The organism is Nonomuraea sp. NPDC047897, assembly GCF_043204415.1.
Classification (GTDB): domain Bacteria; phylum Actinomycetota; class Actinomycetes; order Streptosporangiales; family Streptosporangiaceae; genus Nonomuraea.
Map to the genome: position 1 here is coordinate 465,338 of NZ_JBIDCC010000002.1, position 11,863 is coordinate 477,200.

General features: G+C 71.8%; 10 protein-coding genes. 3 read left to right on the forward strand and 7 right to left on the reverse strand.

What is annotated here, in order from left to right:
* Positions 1–80 precede the first annotated feature (80 nt).
* Together ACGF0J_RS05520 and ACGF0J_RS05525 are read right to left on the reverse strand one after the other, a co-directional pair.
* A complete protein-coding gene (locus tag ACGF0J_RS05520; RefSeq protein ID WP_393142266.1) occupies positions 81–1,127 on the reverse strand; it encodes a sulfite oxidase in 1,047 nt (348 codons plus the stop codon).
* Between the two features lie 376 nt (positions 1,128–1,503).
* Entirely contained in the window at positions 1,504–2,367 is an 864-nt protein-coding gene (locus tag ACGF0J_RS05525; protein WP_393142267.1) for an LLM class F420-dependent oxidoreductase, read from the reverse strand.
* Between the two features lie 208 nt (positions 2,368–2,575).
* On the opposite strand from ACGF0J_RS05525, the gene ACGF0J_RS05530 reads away from it, so the two are divergent.
* Complete coding sequence (locus tag ACGF0J_RS05530) at positions 2,576–3,238, forward strand: class I SAM-dependent methyltransferase (protein ID WP_393142268.1); 663 nt, start codon at positions 2,576–2,578, stop codon at positions 3,236–3,238.
* Between the two features lie 35 nt (positions 3,239–3,273).
* On the opposite strand, the gene ACGF0J_RS05535 is transcribed toward ACGF0J_RS05530, so the two are convergent.
* Positions 3,274–4,302 carry a helix-turn-helix transcriptional regulator gene (locus ACGF0J_RS05535; protein ID WP_393142269.1) on the reverse strand — a complete coding sequence of 343 codons (1,029 nt, stop codon included), beginning with the start codon at positions 4,300–4,302 and terminating at the stop codon, positions 3,274–3,276.
* 203 nt (positions 4,303–4,505) lie between these two features.
* On the opposite strand from ACGF0J_RS05535, the gene ACGF0J_RS05540 reads away from it, so the two are divergent.
* Entirely contained in the window at positions 4,506–4,928 is a 423-nt protein-coding gene (locus tag ACGF0J_RS05540; protein ID WP_393142270.1) for a VOC family protein, read from the forward strand.
* 73 nt (positions 4,929–5,001) lie between these two features.
* Here the strand turns inward: ACGF0J_RS05540 and ACGF0J_RS05545 are convergent, their stop codons facing one another.
* From ACGF0J_RS05545 to ACGF0J_RS05560, 4 genes are all read right to left on the reverse strand, one after another.
* Positions 5,002–6,324 carry a serine hydrolase gene (locus ACGF0J_RS05545; RefSeq protein WP_393142271.1) on the reverse strand — a complete coding sequence of 441 codons (1,323 nt, stop codon included), beginning with the start codon at positions 6,322–6,324 and terminating at the stop codon, positions 5,002–5,004.
* A gap of 352 nt (positions 6,325–6,676) precedes the next feature.
* Complete coding sequence (locus ACGF0J_RS05550; protein WP_393142272.1) at positions 6,677–7,426, reverse strand: hypothetical protein; 750 nt, start codon at positions 7,424–7,426, stop codon at positions 6,677–6,679.
* Positions 7,427–7,731: 305 nt separating this feature from the next.
* Entirely contained in the window at positions 7,732–9,414 is a 1,683-nt protein-coding gene (gene polX / locus ACGF0J_RS05555) for a DNA polymerase/3'-5' exonuclease PolX (RefSeq protein WP_393142273.1), read from the reverse strand.
* Between the two features lie 102 nt (positions 9,415–9,516).
* The gene (locus tag ACGF0J_RS05560) at positions 9,517–10,485 is read right to left on the reverse strand and encodes an aldo/keto reductase (protein ID WP_393142274.1); all 969 of its coding nucleotides are present in this window, start codon (positions 10,483–10,485) and stop codon (positions 9,517–9,519) included.
* Between the two features lie 170 nt (positions 10,486–10,655).
* Here ACGF0J_RS05560 and ACGF0J_RS05565 point away from each other — a divergent pair, with 170 nt between their 5' ends.
* Entirely contained in the window at positions 10,656–11,786 is a 1,131-nt protein-coding gene (locus ACGF0J_RS05565; protein WP_393142275.1) for a sensor histidine kinase, read from the forward strand.
* The last annotated feature ends 77 nt before the right edge of the window (positions 11,787–11,863 follow it).

Sequence of the window (11,863 nt, forward strand, 5' to 3'; positions counted from 1 at the left end):
GGAGACCTCCAGGTGAATACCACACCTTCCGGGAGGCTATTCTCGCGCTGCGCGTCCAAGCCCGGATCTGTTGCGATTCTCTACCATTCGACGACCCGCACGGGATGCCGGACGACCGCGTCGAAGTCGTAGCCGAGGGGATGGCGTGTCGTGACGAGCGGCTGCGACGCGCCCGTCTCGTCGGTCGCCATCGCCATCAGCACGTGCGGCCCCGGACGCGGCGGCACCCAGGTGACGTGCCAGCGTGACCAGGCCCCGACCAGGTGCCGGCCGTGCCGCTCCGCCTCGTGCCAGGTGAGCCCGCCGTCGAGGCTCACGTCCACCTTCACGATGTGTCCCCGCCCGGACCACGACCTGCCGCGCAGCACGTACGGGCGTCCGGCGACCAGGGTGGAGTCCCAGGCGAGCTCGAAGGCGCTTCTGACCGGCTGCACGGTGATGTCGCGGTAGAAGATGGTGTTCCACGGCGTGACGGCTTCGGACGTGGTGACTTCGAGATCGCCCAGCCATTTGATCGACGCTATTCCGGCCCATCCCGGCACCACGAGGCGGGCCGGGAAGCCGTGGTCGGGAGGCAGGGGCCTGCCGTTCATCTCGTAGGCGACGAGGACGTCGTCCATGGCCTTGGCCACGGGCAGGGGACGGCGGACGGGCCCGTGCTCCTCGAACGGCGCGTCCAGCCCGCGCGCCACCACGTCCACGGCCTCCGGCCGCAGGCCGGCCTGCCTCAGCAGGTGCGCCAGGGGCACTCCGCGCCAGCGGGCCACGCCGATGGCGCCGAGGCCCCACGGGGTGCCGGGCGTCGGGTCGTGCTGTTGCGTCCCGTAGAACCGCCGTCCGTTCCCGGTGCACTCGATCGCGGCGTCGATGGTGCGTGACGGCATGGCCCGCAGGTCGGTGTAGTCGTGCGCTGCTGGACATCGCACCCCCGGCCCGTGCAGGCGCAGCCGCCACGTGCCGGAGTCGATGCGCGGGGTGGAGGTGTGGTTGCGTACGAAGAAGCGGTCGATCGGCGTGTGGTAGCCGAGACCGGCCATGGCCTCCCAGCGCATCTCCGCGTTGCCGTCGTGCCGGATGAACAGGTGATCCGGCAGGGGCTTGACGATGGACGCCGTGACCTGCTTCATATCCCCTCCTCTATTTCCTACTGGAAAACCATGTAATCACGGGCGCGTCCGCCGATCCACCTCCCACCACGCACGGATGCCAACCTTGGTCTTCGCAGGCCAGGACATCTCTGCCCCTCTCGGACAACCGGCACCCACGCGGCCGAGCCTCCGTCGGGCTGCTCGTCTCGGCGCAGCCCGACGGGCCGGCTCGCTCGCAGCATCACCGGGCCCCGGCGAACGGCACTCGCCCCCCGCGGGCGTCACCTCCCCGGTCTGGGTCTACCCGGTCTCCACCCGCCCGACCCCGGTCCACGAGTCACGGATGCCGTCGCTCCGCCACGGATCTGCCCGTCCTGCCGGCGTGAGCCGGTCGCGATGTACGCGGGCCCTCGGCTCAGCGGCCGGACGGGACCACGGACGAGATCCGCTCGGCCAGCGCGGCGACATGGGCCAGCCACCGCTCGTCCGCGGCGTCGGGCACGGCGACGATGACGTGGTCGATGCCCACAGCGGCCAGCGCGGCACACCGCCGGACGCTCTCCTCGACGCTCTCCCCGGCCGGGATGCGCATGTGGAGGGTCTTCTCGATCTCCTCGTACGGGCGTCCCAGCCGTTCGCAGTGCGCGCGCAGCACGCCGAGCTTGTGGCGTACGTCGGCGCCGTGCAGCAGGTTGCAGGCGTCGGCGTACTCGGCGACGAACCGGAGCGTCTTCGTCTCCCCACTGCCGCCGACCAGGATGGGCGGGCGCGCCTGCGGTGCGTTGAGCGTCCGGCCCAGCCGGTAGTGGCGGCCCTCGTACGGCTCGTCCCCGTCGCTCCACATCCGCCGGGCGATCTGCAGCGTCTCTTCCAGCCGCTCGAACCGCTCGGCCTGCGGCGGGAACCGCAGGCCGAGCCCGCGCGACTCCTCCTCGAACCATCCGGCCCCGATGCCGAGCACGGCACGGCCGCCGGAGAGCGCGTCCAGGGTGCTGACCTGCTTCACCAGCATGCCGGGTTCGCGATGGACGACGCACGTCACCAGCGCCCCCAGGGTGACTCGGCGGGTGAGGGCGGCGGCGAACGAGAGCGCGCCGTACGCCTCCAGCATGGGATCGGTCACGGAACCGAAGTTCGGAATCTGGAAGAGGTGGTCCATCACCCACAGACTGTGCAGGCCCGCCTCGTCGGCGCCCCGCGCGACGGCCGCGAACCGCTCGGCGATCGCGGCGTCACCGCCGGGCCAGGTGTAACGAGGGCAGGTCAGACCAAGCTTCATCGAGAGCTCCTTCACTGGTGAGGGTGCCGCCGGAGGGCGCGTCGTCGCGGTGGGCGGGCATGAGAAAACCCTCTCGCCCGGGCTTCGCGCACCGGGACCGAGAGGGCTCCGTACTTCTGATCATCCCACAGACACGGCCGCCGGGACGAGTCGAGGACCACCTGAGACGAGCCGCGCACGTGCGTAGTGATCGTTAGGGTGGTCGTCCATGACGCTGCTGTCCCGCCTCGACCAGTTCAACCGGCGGCACCCGTGGAGCCACAACGACCACTACGGTCCCTGGGTCGCGAAGCAGGTGGCCGCGTCCGGGGCCCGCCACGTCCTCGACGTCGGCTGCGGCACGGGCAACCTCGTCACCCTCCTCCGTCGCGACGCCGCCACCGTCACCGGCCTCGAACCCGACCCCGCGACCGCCCGCGCCGCGGCCCGGCGCTTCGCCGCCGACCCCGCGATCACCATCGCCCGAACCGACTTCGCCGGGCGCGATCCGCAACGGCGCTGGGACGCCGTCACCCTCGTCGCCGTCCTGCACCACCTCCCACTGGCAACCACCCTGCGGCAACTGCGCGGCTGCCTCACCCCAGGCGGGCGTCTCGTGGTCGTCGGCTGCTATCGGGAGGCCGGACCCGCCGACCTGCTCGCCGCCCTGCCGGCCATGGCCGCCAACCTGATCATGGGGCTGGTCAAGCACCCCGCCCGCGCCGACGCTCCGCCCCCGCACATGACGGCGCCCACCGCCGCCGCGCAGGAGACCCTCACCGAGATCCGGGCCGCGGCCGCACGGGAGCTGCCCGGCGCCCGGATCAGGCGCCGCCTCTTCTGGCGGTACACCCTGGTCTACGACGCCCCACCGAACCCCGCAGCGCCCTGACGCCACGCGCGTACGCGACCGGCCGAACGCTCGGCTCAGGGGACGGGGGGCGGGGGCGAGGTCAGGGCGGCGGGTGCGTCGGTGGCGGCGCCGGCGTAGCGCCGGGCCAGGTGCGCGAAAGCGTCCTTGAGCTCGGCCGGCCCCACGACTTCGATGTCGGCGTCGAACCTGCCGATGGCGGCGGCCAGACCGGGCCACGACCACGAGCCCAGGACGAGCCGGCAGCGGTCCGAGCCGAGCTCCTCGACGACTCCGTCGCGGGTGTGGCGGGACACGACGGCCGCGGGCAGGCCGAGGATCACCTCGCCGCGGCAGGGCCAGTCGCCGGAGCCGGAAGAGCCGCGGAACCTGCCGGCCACGAAGGCGGCCACTCCGCCCCCGGGCAGCTCGCGCGGCGTGAAGCGGGGCCCGGTGGGGGCGCGCGGGATGATCCGATCGGCACGGAAGATGCGCCAGTCCTCGCGGTCGAGGTCCCAGGCGACGAGGTACCAGCGTCCGCCCCAGGTGACGAGGTGATGGGGTTGCACCCGGCGCGGCGGTGGCGGTGCGCCGTCGTCGCCCGTCGCCGGTGGGGACGCGGGGGTGTAGTCGAAACGCAGCACCTCGCGGGCGTGGACGGCGGCGCCGAGCGCCATGAGCACGCCGCTGTCGACCTGCGGATCCGGCCGGAACGCGGGTCGCTCGACGGCGGTGACATGGAGCGTGTCGATGCGGCGGCGCAGCCGCGCGGGCATGACCTGCCGGACGGTGGTGAGCGCGCGTGCCGCGGCTTCCTCGATGCCGGCGCCGCTGACGGCGGCGATCTGCAGGGCGACGGCCAAGGCGACGGCCTGCTCGTCGTCGAACAGCAACGGGGGCAACTCGGCACCGGCATCGAGCCGGTATCCGCCGTCTGGGCCCTTGAAGGCCACCACGGGATAGCCGAGCTCGCGCAGGCGGTCGACGTCACGGCGCACCGTGCGCGGGCTGACGTCGAGTCGTGCGGCCAGCAGCGCCCCCGGCCAGTCGCGGCGTGCCTGAAGCAGCGAGAGCAGCGACAGCAGGCGCGCTGAGGTCTTCGGCATGGTTCCCATCTTGCCCGGAGAAGCGGCCATACCCTGACCGCTTCCCCTGCGACCGTTGTCCCAGGCCGAACATCAAGGACGGCCAGGACCCGGTCACCGTGACCCGCCCCTGCGGCCCGGCGTGGCGCCGGTCCCGCGAACGACAGCTCAGCGCGGGCGCTGCACGGTGTCCAGAAACGATGATCGAAGGCTAGGAGCGAGCAATGTCCGTCAAGTCCGTGACGCATCTGAACTTCCGGGGCGACGCCCGCGCGGCGCTCGACCTCTACCAGTCCGTGTTCGGCGGCGACCTCGCCGTCGTCACGTACCAGGATGCCGGGAGCGTGCAGGACCCGGCCGAGGCCGACCAGGTGATGTGGGGCCAGGTGGTCGCCGACAACGGCTTCCACGTGATGGCCTACGACGTGCCCTCCGGACTGCCGTGGGACCGGGGGGAGAACGCGTTCTTCGTCTCCCTCCGGGGTGACACCACGGAGGAGGTCACCGCGTACTGGGAGAAACTCTCCGTCGGAGCCACCGTCGTGCAGCCGCTGGCGCCTGCGCAGTGGGCTCCGCTCTACGGGATGCTGAGGGACCGCTTCGGCGTCCTCTGGGTCGTGGACGTCGTGAGCGAATACAGCGGGTGAGCCGCCGGTCCGGCTTCGCGGGCAGGACGGGTGAGCCGCCGGCCTGCCTGCTCGGCTCGACCGGCGGCGGACCTCAGGAGGAGCGTCGCTTCTCGTACTCGTCGATGACCTTGCCGAGCTTCGCCAGCCGCTCGGTGAACCACACGTTCTCCGCGCCTGCCGGCGGCCGGTTCGCGTCGACGTACTGGTAGCCGAGGTTGGAGAACAGGGCGACGATGTAGGTGCGGCCGCCCTTGCCCGGCAGGGCCTTCACGATGCCCGCGTCGGCGCCGGAGTTGTTCACCCAGCCGTTCTTGTGGGCGTACGTCACCTCGGCCTTCTGGTTGCACGGTCGCACGTCGCGGCCGTAGGAGATGCCTTGACCGGGAATCGTCACGGTGCCGTCGGCGCCGATCCACCGCGAGGGCGTGAGCTGCGGGATGCCGGGGGCGGGGTAGTCGGCGCCGCACCAGTTGGTGGTGGAGAGGGTGACGTTCATGCCCTGCTCGGCCAGCCTGCTCCTGAAGTACGCGCGGGAGGCGCCGCTCAGGACGCCGGCGGTGACACTGGCGCCGCCCGGCGTCTTCCACAGGGTGCCCACCCCGCCGTTGACCAGCATCAGCAGCTTCGCCGTGTCGAGCGAACTCATGGTGACGGGGTTGCCCCACCGCGCGCCGTTGGCGGGGTTGGTGTTCTTGAGCTGCAGCGTCTCCAGGCCGAGATCCTGGAAGGTCTGGTTGAGGCCGTCGACCGCGCCCTTGTCGTGCAGCAGCTTGACCATGGCGCACGCGCCGGCGTTGGACGACCAGGTGAGCGTGGCGTCGAGGTAGTTGCGGACCGTGTCGCTGCCGGCCGGACCGCACAGCGAGCTGACCGTGACCGGCTGGTAGGCGTAGGTGTCGTCGAGCGAGATCTGACCCTGATTCACCAGCCGCAGCACCCCGAAGGCCACCATCAGCTTCAGCACGGACGCGGGGTAGGGGCTCATGAAGTCGATGGGGGCGTTCTCGCGGCCCGGCACGATGTCGATGCTGCCTTGGCCGCGGTTGGCGTACCAGCCGGCGTCGTCCCACTGCCTCCAGCGGACGTCCGTGGTATGCAGGTTGCGGTCCACCGGCACGACCTTGCCGTCCGGATACTGCGGGCTCATCAGCACGGTCCCGGAGGAGAGCGGACGGCCGAGACCGTTCAACTCGATGACGGTCAGGTCGATCTGGGGCTGCTGCGCGATCGGCTCGGCCGCCGCGGCGGCCGCGTTCAGCTCCGCCTTCCGCGGAAGCTGCTTCGCCTCCTTGTCGGCGCCGTCCTGCCGCAGCGCGTGCAGCTCGGCCGCGCTCGTCGGCGGGTTGGTGTCCAGGACCTGCTCGAACTGCTGACGGTCGAGTGCCTGCCGCAGGAAGTGCGCGAGCGTGCTCACGGAGCCGTTGTCCACCTCCGCGTTCGCCGGGGGCGGTGCTACGAGGCCGCCCAGCAGCACGGTTGCGGCGGCGAGTCCGGAGAGAGCACGCCTTCGACAGTTTGTGGATCTAGTCAAAAACACCGGATCACTCTAGTCAGAATGATCTCCAATGGTGGTGGATACGGCTTTTCTCGGATAAGACCAGGACCCGTTAAGTTCGTCCGTGGATGCGCTACTTCGGCGGCTGGTGCCTGGTGGGTGGGGGAGTTGCGCCAGCGGGTGGTTCCGCCGGTGCCGACGCGGTCGCAAGGCGGCGGGTGGCGGGTGGCGGTGGGACCTGTGGCGATCGCCGCAGCCGGCGGGACCTCGGTCATAAGGTGCGGCCTGAGTTGAGGCGGTCGATGGCGGTGAGCAGGCCGGTGCGGCCACCGTTGGCGTTGAGCCAGCGGCTCGCCTGGCAGGCGGCCTTCGCGTAGGTGCGCGGGTCTTTGCCGGCCGCGCGCAGCCAGTCGTCCAGTGTGGCGGGGAGAGGACCGTCGGGCGGGACCAGACAGCGGTCGTCGGAGGCTGTGCCGGCGGCCTCGGTCGTGCTTTCGGCGGTGGTTGCGGGGGCGAGATAGCGCCGGTCGTCGGAGAGGACCACGGCCAGCCCCTCGTCGAACCACTGCGGGACCTGAACCCCGGAAGCGAGCCGCTGATGCAGCTCGACATGGGACATCTCGTGGGAGGCGATCACCGGGTCCAGCCCTCGGGGTGACAGCATCACCGCACGGTTGAGCACGGCGATGCCACGCTCCTTGCCTCCGCCGATGCGCTGGTAGCACTCCTCGGTCGTGCAGGCGAGCACGGTCGGGGAGCTTCGCCTGCCGCCGTAGAAGTCGGTCACCCGCTCGGACGCCTCGTCGACGATCCGGCTGATCTCGGCCCGGCGGGCGGGCGGGAGGTCGGCTTCCACGTAGAGGCCGGGGGACTGCTCCGTCAGGCCGTAGCAGCTCGGGCACGTGGTCGCCGCGACGGACGGATAGGCCCACGCCAGCCCGGCCACCGCCGCCATGAGCAGCACGATGAGGCCGGTCAGTACGCGTGCCGCCGCTCGGCGGAGCTTGGACTCATGAGCCACTGCGGGCGTCCTCCGGGTGTGGGGGATGGGTGGCGGAGGACCCACTCTGCCGAAGATTCGCGGGGTGCACATCGGCCTGGGGGTTGTCATGCCAGAGGACGACGCGGGAGGTGTGGGCGTGCGGGAGTCACGTCGTCGCGGGCGGGACATGAAGGGTGGGTGCGGCTCGGCTGGGGGTGGGGGCGGCGGCGGGAGGTTGAGGGCGCGGGTGGGTGTCGGGAGGTTGAGGGTGAGGGGGCGGGATTAGGGCGCGGGTGGGTGTCGGGAGGTTGAGGGCGCGGTGGGTGCGGCTCGCGCGGGGGGCGTCAGGGGCGCAGGAACGCCCGCAGGCGCTCCAGCGGCCAGGTGTTGATGACGTCGTCGGTGGTCAGCCAGGCGCGCTGGGCGATGCCGATGCCGAAGCGCTGGTGGGCCAGGTGGGGGATGGCGTGGGAGTCGCTGTCGATCGAGAACTTGACCCCGTGGTGCTTGGCCAGCCGCACCAGGTCGGCGGGCAGGTCGGAGCGGTCGGGGTAGGAGTCGATCTCCATGGCCGTGCCCGTGCGGGCGGCGGCGCGGAAGACGGCGTCCCAGTCGGCGTCCACCTGGTCCCGCTTGCCGATCTTGCGGGTGGTGGGGTGGCCGATGATGTCGACATAGGGGTTTTCGCAGGCGGCGATGAACCGGCGGGTCATCTCGTCGCGGGACATGCCGAAGTGCGAGTGGACCGACGCGACGCACACGTCGAACTCCCGCAGCACCTCGGCCGGCCAGTCGACCGAGCCGTCGGGCGCGATGTTGAGCTCCGTGCCGTGCAGCAGGCGCATGCCGGGGTGGCTCCGCTGCAGCTCGGCGAGCCGCCCGCGCTGTTCCAGCGCCTTGTCGAGGGTCATGCGCTGCATGGTCAGGTCGGGGGCGTGGTCGGTGACGGCGTAGTAGGAGTAGCCGCGAGCCCGGGCGGCGGCCACCATGTCCTCCAGCGACGCGATGCCGTCGGTGAGGTCGGTGTGGGTGTGCAGGTCGCCGCGCAGGTCGGCCAGCCGGACCAGCTCGGGCAACTCGCCGCGCAGCGCCGCGCGCACCTCGCCGCCGTCCTCCCGCATGGGCGGGGGGACGAACTGCATGCCGAGCGCGGTGTAGATGTCCTCCTCCGACTCGGCGGCGATCACCCGCTCCCCCTCGAACAGGCCGTACTCCGACAGCTTCCAGCCCTTCTTGACCGCCATCTCGCGGATCGCGACGTTGTGCTCCTTGGAGCCCGTGAAGTACTGCATCGCCGCGCCCCACGACCCGGCGGGGACCACACGCAGATCGACCTGGACGCCCGACGTGGTGCGCACGGACGTCTTCTTGTCGCCGGCGGCGATGACCTCCGCGACGTACGGCTGCGCCCGGAACTCCTCCATGACGGACACCGGCGCCACGGCCAGGATGTCGATGTCGCCGATCGTGTCCTTCATCCGGCGCAGCGAGCCGGCGTAGGCGATGCGCTCTGCGCTCAGCGACGCCATCACCTGCTCGGCCAGCGCCATGGCCACGCCGATGTGCACCCGGCGGCCGGACTGCGCGAGCTGCTCGACGCCCTTGGCGAGGTTGGCCAGCGTCTTGGGGCCGAGACCCTTGACCCCGTCGAGGCGCCCCGCCGCGATGGCCTCGCCCAGCGCGGCGGGGGAGTCGATGCCGAAGTCCTCGAACAGCATGATCGCCGTCTTGGGACCGAGCGACGGCACCCGGGTCAGCCGCCGCACTCCCTCGGGCACCCGGCCGCGCAGGTCGTCGAGCTGCCGGAAGCTCCCGCGCCGCAGGAACTCCTCCATCTTCTTGGCGATGGCCCCACCGACGCCGGGGACGGCGCGCACGTCCGCCGCCGAGATGTCCTCGGGGTGGCCGGCGATCGCCTTGGCCGCCTTCTGGTAACTGCGCACCCGGAAGGCGTCGCCCCCGGTCAGCGCGAACAGCTCCGCGTATTCCTGCAGCGCCGCCGCGGCCTGCTCGTTTGCCCGTGCCATGGGATCAGCTTAGAAGGCCGCACCGACACTTCCCGCCGGTCACGAGCCTCGGCCCGCCGGTGACGAGCCTCGGCCCGCCGGTCGCGGGCCTCGGCCCGCCGGTCAGAAGCGGACCTCGCGCGGCCGGTACGGCTCGGCGAGGAAGGCGAGCTCCTTGTCCGACAGGCTCACCGACACCGCGGCCACCGCGTCGTCCACGTGCCCGTCCCTGGTGGCGCCCACGATCGGAGCGGTCACCGTCGGCTGGTGCAGCAGCCAGGCCAGCGCGAGCTGCGCCGCGGGCAGCTCCCTCTCGCGCGCCAGCTGGGCGACCCGATCCACGATCACGCGGTCGTTGTCGGGGTCGTACAGGGCGTCGATGCGCGGGTCGGACCCGGTGCGGGCGGTCGAGCCGGACGCGCCGGCGCGGGCCAGCACGCCGCGGGCCAGCGGGCTCCACGGGATCACGCCCACGCCCTGGTCGGCGCAGAGCGGCAGCATCTCCCGCTCCTCCTCGCGGTAGAGCAGGTTGTAGTGCGGCTGCATGGCCGTGAACCGCGTCCAGCCGTTGGCCTGGGCCACGTGCTGGGCCTTGGCGAACTGCCACGCCCACATCGACGAGGCGCCCAGGTAGCGGGCCTTGCCCGCCTTGACCACCTCGTGCAGTGCCTCCATGGTCTCCTCGATGGGCGTGTGGTCGTCCCATCGGTGGATCTGGTACAGGTCCACGTAGTCGGTGCCGAGCCGCCGCAGCGAGGCGTCGATCGCGGCGTGGATGTGCTTGCGCGACAGACCGCGGTCGTTGCGGCCCTCGCCCATCGGGAAGTAGACCTTCGTGGCCAGTACGTAGTCCTCGCGCCGGGGGAGGATCGCGCGCAGCATCTCGCCGGTCACCACCTCGCTCTGCCCGTCGCTGTACATGTCGGCGGTGTCGAAGAAGGTCACCCCGGCCTCGGCCGCGCGGCGGACGATCGGCTCCGCCTGCTCCCGCGGCAACGCCCACTCCTGCCGGTCGGGGTCGCCGTAGCTCATCATGCCCAGGCAGATGCGGGAAACCTGCAGTCCGGTGGCGCCAAGTCGTGTGTACTCCATGGACCCACCCTAGCCAGGGGGTGAGATTTCCTGAGATGGCGCACTTTACATGGGCAGGCAGATCAGGTCCCTTAGAGGGGCGAGGCGGGCGTGCCGCCCTCGCGGTGGGCCGACCGGATGCCGGGGGACGGGTGTACGGGACAGACGGATTCCTCGATCGGTTACGCTCCGTGTTCGCCGTGCCACCGTCGCCGTTGTGGCCGGGCGGGGTGGTCGTGACGGCGGGGGCCGTGGCCTTGGCGGTGACCGTGCAGGCGGGGCTGGCGGGGTCGCGGCACGCGCTGGCGGGCTCGGTGGTGTTGTGGGTGCTGGTCGCGCTGCACGTGGCGTTCGCGCTGCTGATGACGGGGCGTCACGGTGGCCGGCGGTGGCCGGCCGGAGTGCAGGCGTGCCTGACGTACCTGCCGCTGCCGTTCCTCGGCGCGACGTGGACACCGGTGTGCGGGCTGCTGTCGGGCGCCCTGTTCATGACCGCCTGCCGGACCCGTTCGCCCCTGCTCGCGGCGCAGGCCGTGGCCTGCGGGCCCGTGCTGCTGTGGGCGCCGGCCGGGACGGCGCACCCGGGCTGGGCGATCGCCGCTCCGGTGCTCGGCCTGGTGGAGTGCGCCCTGGTCGGTCTGGCGGCGCGGGCGCACCGGCTGACCGGCGTGCGTGACGAGGCCATCGGGCGGGCGGTCGCGCTCGAACGGCGCCGCTTCACCCGTGATCTGCACGATCTGGTGGGGCACCGGCTCGCCGTCCTGGTCCTGAAGGCGCAGCTCGTCCAGCGGCTGGTGGACGAGCGCGACGACAAGGCCGGGCTGGAGGTGGCGGAGACGCTGGACCTGCTGCGTGCGCTGGCGGCGGACGTGCGCGCGGTCGCGCACGGAGGGCGGCGCTCGTCGCTGGAGGAGGAACTGGCCTCGGCGCGGGCCCTGCTGGAGTCGGTCGGGGTGCGCTGCCGGGTGCGGGCGTCGTGCCGCGACCTGACCGGAGAGGTGGGGGAGGCGCTCACCCACGCCCTGCGCGAGGGTGTCACGAACATCCTGCGGCACGCCAACGCCCGCCACTGCGCGATCGACGTCGCCGAGCGGGACGGGCGGGTCCACCTGTCGATGCGGAGCGACGGCGCCCGCCCGCCGCGCCGCGACGGGGACGGCACGGCCGGGCTCGGGCCGGGCCCGGGGCAGGGGCTGGCGAACCTCACCGAACGGGTGGCGCTGGTGGGCGGCCGGCTGGAGGTGAATCCCTCCCGTGGGGGCGAATTCGCTTTCACCGTCCATGTCCCGCGCGCCGATGATGACGCCGTAACCGGCCATTGATGAAAAACGCACATAAGCGAATGTAGTCGTCCCATTACAGTTATGTCAGCTGTTACTAGACGTTCGCCTGCCCGATC

Excerpts from the sequence above, each read along its gene's own strand:
- ACGF0J_RS05535 (WP_393142269.1), bottom strand. The coding sequence starts at position 4,302 with ATGCCGAAGACCTCAGCGCGCCTGCTGTCGCTGCTCTCGCTGCTTCAG.
- ACGF0J_RS05560 (WP_393142274.1), bottom strand. The coding sequence starts at position 10,485 with ATGGAGTACACACGACTTGGCGCCACCGGACTGCAGGTTTCCCGCATC.
- polX (WP_393142273.1), bottom strand. The coding sequence starts at position 9,414 with ATGGCACGGGCAAACGAGCAGGCCGCGGCGGCGCTGCAGGAATACGCG.
- ACGF0J_RS05530 (WP_393142268.1), top strand. The coding sequence starts at position 2,576 with ATGACGCTGCTGTCCCGCCTCGACCAGTTCAACCGGCGGCACCCGTGG.
- ACGF0J_RS05520 (WP_393142266.1), bottom strand. The coding sequence starts at position 1,127 with ATGAAGCAGGTCACGGCGTCCATCGTCAAGCCCCTGCCGGATCACCTG.
- ACGF0J_RS05540 (WP_393142270.1), top strand. The coding sequence starts at position 4,506 with ATGTCCGTCAAGTCCGTGACGCATCTGAACTTCCGGGGCGACGCCCGC.
- ACGF0J_RS05525 (WP_393142267.1), bottom strand. The coding sequence starts at position 2,367 with ATGAAGCTTGGTCTGACCTGCCCTCGTTACACCTGGCCCGGCGGTGAC.